This window comes from Pseudorhodoferax sp. Leaf267 (assembly GCF_001422405.1).
In the GTDB taxonomy this organism is placed as follows: Bacteria; Pseudomonadota; Gammaproteobacteria; order Burkholderiales; family Burkholderiaceae_C; genus Pseudorhodoferax.
Map to the genome: position 1 here is coordinate 231,552 of NZ_LMMV01000024.1, position 13,510 is coordinate 245,061.

Below are 13,510 nucleotides of genomic sequence, written 5' to 3' on the forward strand. Positions count from 1 at the left end.
GACATGCAAGCGCGCGACCTGACGGCCTACATGCGCCCCGGCCTGCTGCAGCTGCAGGCCCTGCCGCCGCTCGCGCTGTACCTGCACCTGCCTTGGTGCATCCGCAAGTGCCCGTACTGCGACTTCAACTCGCATGCCGTACGCGGCGACGAGGCGGTGGTGCGGTGGGCCGGTGCCAACGAACCGATACCCGCCGCCGTGCAGGCGCCGGCCGAGCTGCCAGAGCAGCGCTACATCGACGCGCTGATCGCCGACCTGGAGGCCGCGCTGCCGCTGGTCTGGGGCCGCACCGTACACACCATCTTCATCGGCGGCGGCACGCCCAGCCTGTTCTCGCCACAGGCCATCGACCGGCTGCTGGGCGCGGTGCGCGCCCGCGTGCGGCTGGAGGCCGACGCCGAGATCACGCTGGAGGCCAACCCCGGCACCTTCGAGACGAACCGCTTCCGCGCCTACCGCGCGGCCGGCGTCACGCGCCTGTCGGTGGGCGTGCAGAGCTTCGACGACGAACTGCTGCGCGCCGTGGGCCGAGTGCACGACCGCGCCCAGGCCATCGCCGCGCTGGATGAGGCCGCCCAGGCCTTCGACACCTTCAACCTGGACCTGATGTATGCGCTGCCGGGCCAGACCCCGGCCATGCTGGAGGCCGACCTGGCCACGGCCCTGTCGCTGGCACCTCCGCACCTGTCGGTCTACCACCTGACCATCGAGCCCAACACCTTCTTCGCCAAGTACCCGCCGGCCCTGCCCGAGGACGACATCGCCTACGCCATGCTGGACCGCATCACCGAGGCGACCGCGGCTGCGGGCATGCAGCGCTACGAGGTCTCGGCCTATGCCAAGCCCGGCCACCGCTGCGCGCACAACCTCAACTACTGGGCCTTCGGCGACTACCTGGGCATCGGCGCCGGCGCGCACAGCAAGCTGACCTTCGCGCACCGCGTGGTGCGCCAGGTGCGGCTGCGCGAGCCGGGCTTGTACATGGAGCAGGCGCTGGCCGGCGCCGCGCTGGCGCAGGACGACGACGTGCGCCGCGCCGACCTGCCGTTCGAATTCATGCTCAATGCGCTGCGCCTGCGCGACGGCTTTGCGCTGCAGGACTTCACCGAGCGCACCGGCCTGCCGCTCACCGCCATCGCGGCCGGCCTGGCCGAGGGCGAGCGCCGTGGCCTGCTGGCGCGCGACGCCGCGCGCGCCTGGCCCACCGAGCGCGGCTTCGACTTCCTAAGCGATCTGCAGGAACTGTTCCTCGCGCCATAGACCGTCGGCGAGCGGGGCCAAGGCCGCGCGGGAACAATGGCCGTTTTCCAACAGCATAGGGAGACGGCGCATGGACTTGCAACTGACGGGCCAACATGTCTTGATCACGGGCGGCAGCAAGGGCATCGGCCTGGCCTGCGCGCAGGGCTTTCTGCGCGAGGGCGCGCGCGTGAGCCTGGTCTCGCGCGACGCCGGCAACCTGGAGCGCGCGGCCTCCGAACTGCGCGCCGAGTTCGGTGACGCCGCCACGCGCGTGTTCACGCAGGCGGCCGACCTGCGCGACGCGGCTGCGGCGCTGGCCGCGCTGGATGCCATCGAGGCCAATGTCGGTGCCGTGCAGGTGCTGGTCAACTCCGCGGGCGCTGCCAAACGCACGCCGCCCGACGAGCTGAACCCCCAAGTCTGGCTCGATGCGATGCAGGCCAAGTACTTCAGCTACATCCACATGATCGACCCGGTGGTCAAGCGCATGGCCGAGCGCGGCGCGGGCGCCATCGTCAACGTGATCGGCGCGGGCGGCAAGGTCGCCAGCCCTATCCACATGGCGGGCGGCGCGGCGAATGCAGCGCTGATGCTGGTCTCGGCCGGCATGGCCGCGGCCTACGGCGCGCGCGGCGTGCGCGTGAATGCCGTGAACCCGGGGCTGACGCTGACCGAGCGGCTCAAGGAAGGCATGGCGGCAGACGCGCGGCTGCAGGGCATTGAGGCCGAAGAAGCCCAGCGCCGCGCCACCGCCCGCCTGCCGCTGGGCCGCATCGCCGAGCCGGCCGAGATCGCCGACGCCGTGCTGTTCCTGGCCTCGGCGCGCGCCAGCTACATCACGGGCGCGATCCTGGCGATGGACGGGGCGGTCACGCCGATGATTTAACCGCCCAGGTACGCAGCGCGAATCCTGTCGTTCGCCAGCAGGTTCGCCCCCGTATCCGCCAGCACCAGCTTGCCGGTCTCCAGCACATAGCCGCGGTCGGCCACCTGCAGCGCCTTGTTGGCGTTCTGCTCGACGAGGAACACGGTCACGCCTTCCTCACGGATGGCGCAGATGATGTCGAAGATCTGCGCGATCACGAGCGGCGCCAGGCCCAGCGTGGGCTCGTCGAGCAGCAGCAAACGCGGCTTGCTCATGAGCGCGCGGCCGATGGCCAGCATCTGCTGCTCGCCGCCCGACATGGTGCCGGCGCGCTGCGTGGCGCGCTGCTCCAGCCGCGGGAACAGCTTGAACACATGGGCGATGCCGGACTCGATCTGCTGCTTGTCGAGGAAGAAGCCGCCCATCTTGAGGTTGTCCAGCACCGTGAGGCTGGGGAAGACGCGGCGGCCCTCGGGCGAGATGGCCATGCCCAGCCGCATGATCTCGTGCGTGGGCAGGCGCGTGATGTCCTGGCCCTCGAACAGCACGCGGCCTGCGGAGGCGCGCGGCGTGCCGCAGACGGTCATCATCAGCGTGGTCTTGCCCGCGCCGTTGCTGCCGATCAAGGTGACGATCTCGCCCTGGTTGACGTCGATGGAGACGCCGCACAGCGCCTCGATGGCGCCGTAGTGGGTGTGGACTCGTTCGAGTTTCAGCATTCAGTCCTCTCCCAGATACGCCTTGATGACGCGCGGGTCGTTGCGCACCTCTTCGGGCAGGCCGACCATGATGGGCTTGCCGTGCTCCATGACCAGGATGCGGTCGGACACGCCCATCACGAGGCTCATGTCGTGCTCGATCAGCAGCACCGAGATCTTGTGCTCGCGGCGCAGCTGGTCGATGAGCTGCGACAGCTCCACTTTCTCCTGCGGGTTCAGGCCGGCGGCGGGCTCGTCCAGCATCAACAGGCGCGGCTTGGTGATCATGCAGCGCGCGATCTCCAGCCGGCGTTGGTGGCCGTACGACAGCGTGCCGGCCGGCCGGTTCGCCACGCCCAACAGGCCCATCTGCTCCAGCCACTGTTTGGCACGCTCCAGCGCCTCGCGCTCGGCGCGGCGGTAGGACGGCGTGGCAAAGAGGCCGTGCAGCAGGCCGGCGCGCACCTGCAGGTGCTGGGCGACCAGCAGGTTTTCCACCACGGTCAACTGCTTGAACAGGCGGATGTTCTGGAAGGTGCGCACCAGCCCGCGGCGCGCGACCTGGTGGCTGGGCAGGCGGGCGATGGACTGGCCGTCCAGCGCCACTTCGCCGGCCGTGGACTGGTAGAAGCCGCCTACGCAGTTGAACACCGTGGTCTTGCCAGCGCCGTTGGGGCCGATGATGGAAAAGACCTCGTCGCGGCGCACATCGAAGCTGATGCCGTCCACGGCGAGCAGGCCGCCGAAGCGCATCTGCAGGCCGTCCACTTTCAACAGAGAGGATGCGGCGCTCATTGCGGCAGCTCCACGTGGGGCCGGCTGGCGGGCAGCAGGCCTTGCGGCCGCCACATCATCATCAGCACCATGACCAGACCGAAGATCAGCATGCGGTACTCGGCGAAGCCGCGCGCCATCTCGGGCAGCAGCGTGAGCAGGATGGCGGCCAGAATCACGCCCAGCTGCGAGCCCATGCCGCCCAGCACCACCACGGCCAGGATCAGCGCCGACTCGATGAAGGTGAACGACTCCGGGTTCACCAGCCCCTGGCGCGCCGCGAAGAACGCGCCACCGATGCCGGCGAACATGGCGCCCAGCGTGAAGGCCGAGAGTTTGATGCGCGTGGGGTTCAGGCCCAGCGAGCGGCAGGCGATCTCGTCCTCGCGCAGCGCCTCCCAGGCGCGGCCCATGGGCATGCGGATCAGCCGGCTGGTGACGAACAGCGTGATGCCCACCAGCCCCAGCGCCAGCAGGTACAGGAAGATCACCATGTGCTCGCCCGTGTAGTCCCAGCCCAGCAGCTCGTGGAAGGTCTGGCTGCCTTCCACGCTCGCGCTGCGGGCCATCTCGATGCCGAACACACTGGGCTTGGGAATGCTGGAGATGCCGTCCGGCCCACCCGTGAGGCTGGTCAGGTTGTTCAGCAGCAAACGGATGATCTCGCCGAAGCCCAGCGTCACGATGGCCAGGTAGTCGCCGCGCAGCCGCAGCACCGGGAAACCCAGCAAAAAGCCGAACAGCGCGGCCATGGCGCCGGCGATCGGCAGGCAGATCCAGAAGCTCAGGCCGAAGTACTGGTTCAGTAATGCGTAGGTGTAGCCGCCCACGGCGTAGAAGCCCACGTAGCCCAGGTCCAGCAGGCCGGCGTAGCCCACCACGATGTTCAGGCCCAGGCCCAGGATCACGTAGATGAGCGCCAGCGTGACCACGTCGATGGCACCGCGCGAGCCCAGGAACGGGAACACCAGGCCCACGGCCAGCAGCACCCAGATCACCACGCGTTGGCGGCCCGCGTCGATGGGGGGCAGTGCCGGCAGCTGGATGCCAGAGGTGGCGCGCTGCAGCAGCGGCTTGAGCAGCTGGAACAGGAAGACCGCGCCTACGGCCAGCCAGACCGGTGTCCAGTGCGGCTCCAGCACCACCTTGAAGCCGTCCAGCTTCAGGCGCAAGCCCAGCACGGGGGCGACCAGGATGGCCGTCATCAGCGCCGCGATGGCGGCGTTCTTCAGGGACTCGCCCATGGATGTGTCGTGTCGCATGCTCACACCTTCTCCACGTCCGGCTTGCCGAGCAGGCCGGTCGGCCGGAACAACAGGATCAGCACCAGCAGGCTGAAGGCCACCACGTCCTTGTATTCGGCCGGCATGTAGCCCGCGGCAAAGGTCTCGGCCAGGCCCAGCAACACGCCGCCCAGCATGGCGCCCGGGATGCTGCCGATGCCGCCCAGCACCGCCGCCGTGAAGGCCTTGATGCCGGCGACGAAGCCGATGAAGGGGTTGAGCTTGCCGATCGACAGGCCGATCAGCACGCCCCCCACGGCGGCCAGCATGGCGCCCAGGATGAAGGTGAACGAGATCACGCGGTTGGTGTCGATGCCCAGCAGGTTGGCCATGCGCATGTCTTCCGCGCAGGCGCGGCAGGCGCGGCCCATGCGCGAGCGGCCGATGAACAGCGTGAGCGCCACCATCAGCAGCACGGTCACGCCGACGATCAGCAGCCGCGAGTAGGGCAGGGTGACGGTGAAGTCGCCGCCCATCTGGAACTCCATGGCGCCGGAGACCAGCACGGGCACCGACACGTCACGCGCGCCCTGGCCGATCTGCACGTAGTTCTGCAGAAAGATGGACATGCCGATGGCCGAGATCAGCGGCACCAGCCGCGGCCCGCCGCGCAGCGGCCGGTAGGCCACGCGCTCCACGGCGAAGCCGTAGGCCCCGGTGACCGCCATGGCCACCAGCAGCGCGCCGCCCAGCACCAGCGGCAGCGGGTAGCCGGCCTGCGTGCCGATGGCCGTGATGGCCACCAGGCCCACGTAGGCGCCGATCATGTAGATCTCGCCGTGGGCGAAATTGATCATGCCAATGATGCCGTACACCATGGTGTAGCCGATGGCGATCAGGGCGTAGATCGACCCCAGCGTGAGCCCGTTGATGAGCTGCTGGGTGAATTGCGGAAGAAAGTCGTTCATGCGGGAGGCTCCACGGAATGCTGGCGGGAATGCGCGGCCCCGCGCCCGGTGTGCGGGCGCGTGGCCGTGGCGTGGAGGCGGCTCAGTTGGCCGCGGTCTTGCTGGCGTCCTTGTGCCAGGTGTAGACGACGAACTTGAACGACTTCAGGTCGCCCTGCGCGTCGTATTCGACCTTGCCCAGCGGCGACTGGAACGGCTGCTGGTGCATGTAGGCCGCCACCTTGGTTGGGTCGGTGCTCTTGGCGCCGGCGATGGCGTCGCCGATCACCTTCACGGCCGTGTAGGCCGAGAGCTGGAACGGGCCGCTTGCGTCGCGCTTGTTGTCCTTGAAGGCCTTGACCAGCGCGGCGTTGGCCGGGTCGGTGGAGAAGTCGGCCGGCAGCGTGACCAGCATGCCTTCGGAGGCCGGGCCGGCAATGGCCACCACGTCCTTGTTGCCCACGCCTTCGGGGCCCATGAAGGTGGCCTTCACGCCCTGCTCGCGCGCCTGGCGCAACAGCAGGCCCATCTCGGGGTGGTAGCCGCCGAAGTAGACGAAGTCCACGCCCTGCGACTTGAGCTTGGTGATGACTGCCGAGTAGTCGGAGTCGCCCGCGTTGATGCCCTCGACCAGCACGACCGGGATCTTGGCCGTTTCCAGGTCCTTCTTGACCGAGGCGGCGATGCCCTGGCCGTAGGACTGCTTGTCGTGCAGCACCGCCACCTTGGCCGGCTTGACCTTGGTGATGATGTGCTGGGCGGCGGCCGGGCCCTGCTGGTCGTCGCGGCCGATGGTGCGGAAGATGAACTTGCGCTTCTTCTTCTCGGTCAGCTGCGGCGCGGTGGCCGAGGGCGTGACCATCACGATACCTTCGTTCTCGTAGATGTCAGAGGCCGGGATGGTGGAGCCCGAGCACACATGGCCGACCACGAACTTGATCTTCTCGCTGACGATCTTGTTGGCCACGTTGACGGCCTGCTTGGGCTCGCAGGCGTCGTCCATCAGCACCAGTTCCAGCTTGTTGCCGCCGGCGCCGCCGGCCGCGTTGATCTGCTCGATGGCGGTCAGCGCGCCTTCCTTGACCATGTCGCCGTACTGCGCGACCGCGCCGGAGAGCGGGCCGGCCAGAGCGATCTTGACGGTTTGTTGGGCATGGGCGGCGATGCCGGAGGCGGCCAGCACGGCGGCCAGGGCGACGGAGCGGAGGCGGAAAGCGTTGTTCATGGAGGTCTCGAAATGCGATGGAGGACCCGCGGCGCCGGCTGGAACTCTTGAGGCCAGTGGCACCTGCGATGTGTGCACAAGATGGTGTGCGGGCGGGAGTGTACGCCGGTGAATTGATGCACCAACTTGGGTGTTGCCCATCTTGCGGACGGATCAAAACCCTGCTCAAGCCGCGTTTGTAACGGCTCGGTAACGAATGGCGCTCAGAGCCTGCGGCGTAGCGCTGAAACGCGGTCGGCGATGACCGCGGTATCCGTTGCCTCGTCGGCGCAGACCAGGTACTTTTCCAGGTCCAGCACGGCGGCGTCGGTATGGCCCAGGTCCGCATGCGTGAGGCCGCGGTCGCGGTACTCGGACCAGGCATCGGGCAGCAGGATCACCAGCCGGTTCTGCACGGCCAGCAGGCGCTGTGCGTCGGACTGGCTCTGGTGGATTTCCTTGAGGTTGCGCAGCATGCGCGCCAGGATGTCGCGCGGGCGCGCCGACTGCAGGTACAGGCCCAGCGGCACGTCGAACTCGTGGCTCGGGTCCTGTGCGCGCTGGAACGGCGCGAGCCGCTCGCTGAGCTCCTCACGGCTCAGCGACTGGCCGACGAAAGGATCGATCACCACCTGGCCCTTGGGCAGGTTGATCTTGACCAGGAAATGGCCCGGAAAGCTGATGCCGCGCGTCTGCAGGTTCAGGCCCTGGGCCAGCTCCATCCAGATCACGGCCAGCGAGATCGGGATGCCCATGCGCGTGCGCAGCACGGCGTTCAGGTAGCTGTTGTCGGGGTCGTAGTAGTTGTTGACGTTGCCACCGAAGCCCAGGTCGCGGTAGAAGAACTGGTTCAGCATGCGCAGCCGGTGCAGGGCCGGCGCGTCGGCCGGCAGGCGGCGCTTCAGGCGGGCCAGCAGCTGGTCGACATCGCCCAGCACCTGCTGCACATCCAGCTCGGGGTATTCGTCCTGGGCCAGGCTGGCGCAGGCCTCCAGCAGCGGGAACTGTTCATCGCTCTGCACCAGCGAGGCGAAATAATCGAGAGGCGTCGGAATCTGGAAGCTGGGCGGCATCGGATCTTTGTAATAGACGGGGGCGGGGGCGTCAAGCAGCCTGGGCCCCGCAGGTCCTCAGGCGTGTCTGAGCAATTTGCGCAGCTTGATGCCGGCCGCCCAGCAGGCGCCGAAGTACAGGGCGGCCGATGCGGCCAGCACCAGCGCCATGCCGCCCATGCGCAGCCAGCCGTTGCCGGGTTGGGTCCAGTCGTAGGCGCGCGAGGCCCAGATCAGGAAGATCGCCAGCAGCGCGCTGGCTGCCACCACCTGCAGTACGAAACGGCCCCAGCCCGGCGCGGGCTGGTAGCTGCCGCGGCGCAGCAGGCCGATCAACAGCAACGCCGCGTTGAGCGTGGCACCCAGTCCGATGGACAGCGCCAGGCCCGCATGCTGCAGCGCGGGCACAAGGCCGATGTTCAACAACTGCGTGCTGACCAGCACCACCAGCGCGATTTTCACCGGCGTGCGCACGTCCTGCTTGGCGTAGAAGCCCGGCGCCAGCACCTTGATTGCTACCAGGCCGAACAGTCCGGCGCCGTAGCCCATCAGCGCCACACTGGTCTGCTGCACGTCCTCCACACGGAACGCGCCATGGTGGTAGATCGTGGCCACCAGCGGCAAAGAGAAGGTCAGCAGCGCCACGGCGCTGGGCACGGCCATCATCACGACCAGGCGCAGGCCCCAGTCCAGCATGGACGAATAGCGCGCCGTGTCGCCGGCGGCGTGGGCGGCGCTGAGTTGCGGCATCAACACCACGCCCAGCGCCACGCCCAGCAGCGCGGTGGGGAATTCCATGAGCCGGTCGGCGTAGCCCAGCCAGCTCACGCTGCCGGGCGTCAAATGCGAGGCGATCTGCGTATTGATCAGGATGGAGATGTGGGCCACGCCCACGCCCAGCAGGGCCGGTGCCATCAGCGTGCCGATGCGGCGCGTGGCCGGGTCGGCCCAGGCGGCGCGCACGGTGGACCACCCCAGGCCGATGCGCGGCAGCAGGCCCAGGCGCAGCAGCACCGGGACCTGCGCGCCCAGCTGCAGCAGCCCGCCCAGCATCACGCCGGCGGCCATCGCGTAGATCGGCTCGATGCCGCGCGCTGCCAGCCAGGGCGCGCCCAGCCAGGCCGCGCCCATCATGGCCAGGTTCAGCAGCACCGGCGTGGCGGCCGGCACGGCAAAGCGCTTCCAGGTGTTCAGGATGCCCGAGGCCAGCGCCACCAGCGACATGCAGCCGATGTAGGGAAACATCCAGCGCGTCATGACCACGGCGGCGTCGAAGCCGGCCGCGTCCTGCTGCAGCCCGCTGGCCAGCACCCAGACCATCAGTGGCGCCGCGACCACGCCCGCGACGCAGACGAGGATCAGCACGAAGCTCAGCACGCTGGCCACGCGGTCGATCAGGATCTTGGTGGCCTCGTCGCCATGCTGGGCCTTGCTGGCGGCCAGCACCGGCACGAAGGCCTGGCTGAAGGCACCCTCGCCGAACAGGCGCCGAAACAGGTTGGGGATGCGGAACGCGACGTTGAAGGCGTCGGTCATGGCGCTGGCGCCGAACAGCGAGGCCATCAGCAGTTCGCGGCCCAGGCCCGTGATGCGTGATGCCAGCGTCAGCAACGAGACCGTAGAGGCGGATTTGAAAAGACTCACCGGCGCGAGTGTAGCCAGCGGCATGCTGCGTTCGGGGCTGGCAGCCCGGGCTGGGGCGGCGCTGTTATACTCGCGGGCTTTGCTGGCAACATCCTCAAGCCAAAAGGAACACTGAATCATGGCAACCAAGCCGAAGAAAAAGAACCCGCGCCTGGCGTCGGGCCGCAAGCGCGTCCGCCAGGACGTCAAGATCAACGCAGCGAACACTTCGCTGCGTTCCAAGTACCGCACCGCGGTGAAGAACGTCGAAAAGGCTGTTCTCGCCGGCGACAAGACCAAGGCGACCGAGCTTTTCGCCAAGATGCAGGCCGTGGTCGACACCGTGGCCGACAAGGGCATCTTCCACAAGAACAAGGCAGCGCGCGACAAGAGCCGCCTGTCCACCAAGGTCAAGGCCCTGGCAACCGCCCAGGCCGCAGCCTAAAACCCGCCCGGGCCACCGTCGCAAGACGGACCGGCCCGCCGTTTGATCGGGTGCGCTGCCAGCAAAGACGCGAAAACCGCCTTCGGGCGGTTTTTTCGTTTCCGGGCGATTTTCGGCCGGTCAGCGCTTGGCCGGCGGCTCGGGCACCAGGCAGGCTTCGACCACCTGCAGTTCATTGTCCTTCGCGAAGTTCATCGCGAAGTCCCAGGCCATCACGTCGTAATCGCGCAGGTCGTGGTGCACGATCACGCACTTGATGCCGCCGATCGTGGTCGGCACGCACCACGGCGAATAGCCCAGGTGGCTGCCCGGGTGCGGGCCGCCGGGACGAAAGGAACTCAGCACACCCGCCAGGCGCTCGGCCCAATCGCTCGGCCGGAAGGTTCTGCCGTCCTGCGTGATGCCTTGGATGAAGACTTCCTTGGACGGGGGCAGGGCCATTGTGGGGAGCTGGGAGTTGGTGCTGGGATGGGGCTGCAGCCCGGTCAGCAAGAACGATGCCGGTGGACGGATGTTTTTGCTGCGCTGCACCACAGTTTAGCCGAGGCGGCTCGCGCTGGCGCCCTGGTCCGGCGCATAGCTGTGATGCACAAATGTCAAAAAACCGCGCATTTGCACCGCCTAGAATCGCCGTTCAGCGGGCCTGAGGAGACACAAGAAGCTTCCCCATCGCGCTGAATCCCTCGTTCTTTGCATCCGTTCTGGAGAGATCAGCATGACCGCTTTCGTCGAGCCTTCGTCCCCCCATGTCATGAACACTTACGGCCGCGTGCCGATTGCGCTGTCGCATGGCCAGGGCGTGCGCGTGTGGGACACGAACGGCAAGCAGTACATCGACGCGCTGGGCGGCATCGCAGTCAACACGCTGGGCCACAACCACCCCAAGCTGGTGCCGGCGCTGCAGGACCAGCTGACCAAGATCATCCACAGCTCCAACTACTACCACGTGCCCGGTCAGGAGCAGCTGGCGGCCAAGCTCACGCAGCTCTCGGGCATGACCAACGCCTTCTTCTGCTGCACGGGGCTGGAGGCCAACGAGGCCGCGATCAAGCTGGCGCGCAAATTCGGCCACGACAAGGGCATCGAGCGGCCCGAGATCGTGGTCTACGAGAAGGCCTTCCACGGCCGCAGCATCGCCACGCTGAGCGCCACCGGCAACACCAAGGTGCAACAGGGCTTCGGCCCACTGGTCGAGGGCTTTATCCGCGTGCCGCTCAACGACATCGAGGCGCTCAAGGCCAAGACCGCGGGCAACGCCAACGTCGTGGCCGTGTTCTTCGAGACCATCCAGGGCGAGGGCGGTGTGAACCCCATGCGCGTGGAGTACCTGCAGCAGGTGCGCAAGCTGTGCGACGAGCGCGACTGGCTGCTCATGATCGACGAAGTGCAATGCGGCATGGGCCGCACCGGCAAGTGGTTCGCGCACCAGTGGGCCGGCATCGTGCCCGACGTGATGCCGCTGGCCAAGGGCCTGGGCTCCGGCGTGCCGATCGGCGCCGTGGTCGCCGGCCCCAAGGCCGCGCACCTGTTCCAGCCCGGCAACCATGGCACGACCTTCGGCGGCAACCCGCTGGCCATGCGTGCGGGCAACGAGACCATCCGCATCATGGAAGAGGAGGGCCTGCTGGAGAACGCCGCCAAGGTCGGTGCCCACCTGCAGCAGGCGCTGCGCCAGGCCTTCGAAGGCGTAGAAGGCTTCAAGGAAGTGCGCGGCCAGGGCCTCATGATCGGCGTGGAGCTCACGCGCCCCTGCGCCGTGCTGACCGCACGCGCCGCCGAGCGCGGCCTGCTGCTCAGCGTGACGGCCGATTCCGTGATCCGCATGGTGCCTTCGCTGATCCTCACGACCGCCGAAGCCGACGAGATCGTCGCCATCCTGGCGCCGCTGGTCAAAGAGTTCCTGGCCGAGCCGGTGGCTGCATGAGCACGCCGATCCGGCACTATCTGCAGTTCAGCGACTTCGATGCCGCCGAATACACCTACCTGTTCGAGCGCGCCGCGCTGATCAAACGCAAGTTCAAGGCCTACGAGAAGCACCACCCGCTGGTCGACCGCACGCTGGCCATGATTTTCGAGAAGGCCAGCACGCGCACACGCGTGAGCTTCGAGGCCGGCATGTACCAGCTGGGCGGCTCGGTGGTGAACCTCACCACCGGTGACAGCCAGCTCGGCCGCGCCGAGCCCATCGAAGACAGCGCCAAGGTCATCAGCCGCATGGTGGACCTGGTGATGATCCGCACCTTCGGGCAGGACAAGATCGTCGCCTTCGCCGCCAACTCGCGCGTGCCCGTCATCAACGGCCTGACCAACGAGTTCCACCCCTGCCAGATCCTGGCCGACATCTTCACGTACATCGAGCACCGCGGCTCGATCGCGGGCAAGACGGTGGCCTGGGTGGGCGACGGCAACAACATGGCCAACACCTGGCTGCAGGCGGCCGAGATCCTGGACTTCAAGGTCCATGTCAGCACGCCCAGCGGCTACGAGATCGACCAGTCGGTCGCCGGCCTGCGCTCCAATGACAGCTACAAGGTCTTCAAGGACCCGATGGACGCGTGCCGCGGTGCCGACCTGGTGACCACCGACGTCTGGACCAGCATGGGTTACGAGGCCGAGAACGAAACCCGTCGCAAGGCTTTTGCCGACTGGTGCGTGGACGAGGACATGATGCGCGTGGCCGCGTCCGACGCACTGTTCATGCACTGCCTGCCCGCGCACCGTGGCGAGGAAGTGCAGGCCGAGGTCATCGACGGCCCGCAGTCGGTGGTCTGGGACGAGGCCGAGAACCGCATGCATGTGCAGAAGGCGTTGATGGAGTTCCTGCTGCTGGGCCGGGTGACCTGAAGTTCGCGCCGCACCGGCGGCACTTCGCACCCTCCTTTCGGCATTCGATCGCAAGCCGGTCGCCGCCCCGCGGCGCAGTTCCTACAGTGAATCCATCGAGAGCCAGGCCCTGGCGCTCGGTTCATCCACTTCTCAGGAGCTGCGCGATGTCCGCTTTCTATTCCCTTTCGCGTCTCGCATGGGCTACGTTGGCCATCGCGCTGATCGCGCTGTGTGGTAGCGCCCAAGCCGCCGACCTCACCGTCGAAGTGCAAGGCGCGCGCTCGCCGCAAGGCAGCGTCGCCGGCGCGCTGTTCGCCAGCGCCGCCGGCTGGCCCAAGCCCGGCCAGGCCGTGCAGGGCCAGTTCCTGCCGGCCTCCGACAAGGCCGTGCTGCTGTTCCGCAACCTCGCACCGGGCCGCTACGCCGTATCGGTCTACCACGACGAGAACGGCAACGCCAGGCTGGACACCAACCCCATCGGCATCCCGACCGAGCCCTACGGCTTCAGCCGCGACGCCCAGGGTCGCATGGGGCCGCCGGCCTTCGACGATGCGGCCGTGGAGGTGCAGGCCGACACCACCGTCACCTTGCAACTGCGCTGAGGAGGCCGC

General features: G+C 67.8%; 14 protein-coding genes. 6 read left to right on the forward strand and 8 right to left on the reverse strand.

The window, feature by feature from the left end; all coding sequences use genetic code 11:
* The first annotated feature begins 3 nt into the window (after nucleotides 1-3).
* Complete coding sequence (hemW, locus tag ASF43_RS24645) at nucleotides 4-1,260, forward strand: radical SAM family heme chaperone HemW (RefSeq protein ID WP_056187173.1); 1,257 nt, start codon at nucleotides 4-6, stop codon at nucleotides 1,258-1,260.
* A 70-nt stretch (nucleotides 1,261-1,330) separates the two neighbouring features.
* Nucleotides 1,331-2,128 (forward strand): SDR family oxidoreductase, encoded by a 798-nt coding sequence (locus ASF43_RS24650; RefSeq protein ID WP_056187176.1) that lies wholly within the window; start codon nucleotides 1,331-1,333, stop codon nucleotides 2,126-2,128.
* Here ASF43_RS24650 and ASF43_RS24655 read toward each other — a convergent pair.
* The 7 genes from ASF43_RS24655 to murJ form a co-directional block, all read right to left on the reverse strand.
* Nucleotides 2,125-2,826, reverse strand: coding sequence for an ABC transporter ATP-binding protein (locus ASF43_RS24655; RefSeq protein ID WP_056187179.1), 702 nt, complete (start codon nucleotides 2,824-2,826; stop codon nucleotides 2,125-2,127). The two genes, ASF43_RS24650 and ASF43_RS24655, sit on opposite strands and share 4 nt — an antisense overlap.
* The gene (gene livG, locus ASF43_RS24660; protein WP_056187181.1) at nucleotides 2,827-3,600 is read right to left on the reverse strand and encodes a high-affinity branched-chain amino acid ABC transporter ATP-binding protein LivG; all 774 of its coding nucleotides are present in this window, start codon (nucleotides 3,598-3,600) and stop codon (nucleotides 2,827-2,829) included.
* On the reverse strand, nucleotides 3,597-4,841 hold the full coding sequence (locus ASF43_RS24665; RefSeq protein ID WP_056187185.1) for a high-affinity branched-chain amino acid ABC transporter permease LivM: 1,245 nt from the start codon (nucleotides 4,839-4,841) through the stop codon (nucleotides 3,597-3,599). The genes livG and ASF43_RS24665 overlap by 4 nt, the downstream gene beginning before the upstream one ends.
* 2 nt (nucleotides 4,842-4,843) lie before the next feature.
* A complete protein-coding gene (gene livH, locus ASF43_RS24670) occupies nucleotides 4,844-5,770 on the reverse strand; it encodes a high-affinity branched-chain amino acid ABC transporter permease LivH (protein ID WP_056187188.1) in 927 nt (308 codons plus the stop codon).
* A gap of 82 nt (nucleotides 5,771-5,852) precedes the next feature.
* Complete coding sequence (locus ASF43_RS24675) at nucleotides 5,853-6,974, reverse strand: branched-chain amino acid ABC transporter substrate-binding protein (RefSeq protein ID WP_056187191.1); 1,122 nt, start codon at nucleotides 6,972-6,974, stop codon at nucleotides 5,853-5,855.
* Nucleotides 6,975-7,177: 203 nt separating this feature from the next.
* Nucleotides 7,178-8,026 carry a SirB1 family protein gene (locus tag ASF43_RS24680; protein WP_056187194.1) on the reverse strand — a complete coding sequence of 283 codons (849 nt, stop codon included), beginning with the start codon at nucleotides 8,024-8,026 and terminating at the stop codon, nucleotides 7,178-7,180.
* Between the two features lie 57 nt (nucleotides 8,027-8,083).
* The gene (gene murJ, locus ASF43_RS24685; RefSeq protein ID WP_056187196.1) at nucleotides 8,084-9,649 is read right to left on the reverse strand and encodes a murein biosynthesis integral membrane protein MurJ; all 1,566 of its coding nucleotides are present in this window, start codon (nucleotides 9,647-9,649) and stop codon (nucleotides 8,084-8,086) included.
* A gap of 118 nt (nucleotides 9,650-9,767) precedes the next feature.
* On the opposite strand from murJ, the gene rpsT reads away from it, so the two are divergent.
* Entirely contained in the window at nucleotides 9,768-10,073 is a 306-nt protein-coding gene (rpsT, locus tag ASF43_RS24690; protein ID WP_200932606.1) for a 30S ribosomal protein S20, read from the forward strand.
* Nucleotides 10,074-10,193: 120 nt separating this feature from the next.
* Here rpsT and ASF43_RS24695 read toward each other — a convergent pair whose 3' ends face one another.
* Complete coding sequence (locus ASF43_RS24695; protein ID WP_056187201.1) at nucleotides 10,194-10,514, reverse strand: DUF3579 domain-containing protein; 321 nt, start codon at nucleotides 10,512-10,514, stop codon at nucleotides 10,194-10,196.
* A gap of 274 nt (nucleotides 10,515-10,788) precedes the next feature.
* Here ASF43_RS24695 and ASF43_RS24700 point away from each other — a divergent pair, with 274 nt between their 5' ends.
* The 3 genes from ASF43_RS24700 to ASF43_RS24710 all read left to right on the forward strand — a co-directional run bounded on the left by ASF43_RS24700 (nucleotide 10,789) and on the right by ASF43_RS24710 (nucleotide 13,501).
* Nucleotides 10,789-11,997, forward strand: a complete 1,209-nt coding sequence (locus ASF43_RS24700; RefSeq protein WP_056187204.1) for an aspartate aminotransferase family protein — start codon at nucleotides 10,789-10,791, stop codon at nucleotides 11,995-11,997.
* Nucleotides 11,994-12,917, forward strand: coding sequence for an ornithine carbamoyltransferase (argF, locus tag ASF43_RS24705; protein WP_056187207.1), 924 nt, complete (start codon nucleotides 11,994-11,996; stop codon nucleotides 12,915-12,917). Before ASF43_RS24700 ends, argF begins: the two co-directional genes overlap by 4 nt.
* Nucleotides 12,918-13,063: 146 nt before the next feature.
* Nucleotides 13,064-13,501: a DUF2141 domain-containing protein gene (locus ASF43_RS24710; RefSeq protein WP_056187211.1), complete on the forward strand. Its 438-nt coding sequence runs from the start codon at nucleotides 13,064-13,066 to the stop codon at nucleotides 13,499-13,501.
* Nucleotides 13,502-13,510 lie beyond the last annotated feature (9 nt).

Coding starts and splice junctions, on each gene's coding strand:
- ASF43_RS24650 (WP_056187176.1), top strand. CDS start 1,331: ATGGACTTGCAACTGACGGGCCAACATGTCTTGATCACGGGCGGCAGC.
- livG (WP_056187181.1), bottom strand. CDS start 3,600: ATGAGCGCCGCATCCTCTCTGTTGAAAGTGGACGGCCTGCAGATGCGC.
- rpsT (WP_200932606.1), top strand. CDS start 9,768: ATGGCAACCAAGCCGAAGAAAAAGAACCCGCGCCTGGCGTCGGGCCGC.
- ASF43_RS24710 (WP_056187211.1), top strand. CDS start 13,064: ATGTCCGCTTTCTATTCCCTTTCGCGTCTCGCATGGGCTACGTTGGCC.
- ASF43_RS24700 (WP_056187204.1), top strand. CDS start 10,789: ATGACCGCTTTCGTCGAGCCTTCGTCCCCCCATGTCATGAACACTTAC.
- argF (WP_056187207.1), top strand. CDS start 11,994: ATGAGCACGCCGATCCGGCACTATCTGCAGTTCAGCGACTTCGATGCC.
- ASF43_RS24675 (WP_056187191.1), bottom strand. CDS start 6,974: ATGAACAACGCTTTCCGCCTCCGCTCCGTCGCCCTGGCCGCCGTGCTG.
- ASF43_RS24695 (WP_056187201.1), bottom strand. CDS start 10,514: ATGGCCCTGCCCCCGTCCAAGGAAGTCTTCATCCAAGGCATCACGCAG.
- ASF43_RS24655 (WP_056187179.1), bottom strand. CDS start 2,826: ATGCTGAAACTCGAACGAGTCCACACCCACTACGGCGCCATCGAGGCG.
- hemW (WP_056187173.1), top strand. CDS start 4: ATGCAAGCGCGCGACCTGACGGCCTACATGCGCCCCGGCCTGCTGCAG.
- ASF43_RS24665 (WP_056187185.1), bottom strand. CDS start 4,841: ATGCGACACGACACATCCATGGGCGAGTCCCTGAAGAACGCCGCCATC.
- livH (WP_056187188.1), bottom strand. CDS start 5,770: ATGAACGACTTTCTTCCGCAATTCACCCAGCAGCTCATCAACGGGCTC.
- ASF43_RS24680 (WP_056187194.1), bottom strand. CDS start 8,026: ATGCCGCCCAGCTTCCAGATTCCGACGCCTCTCGATTATTTCGCCTCG.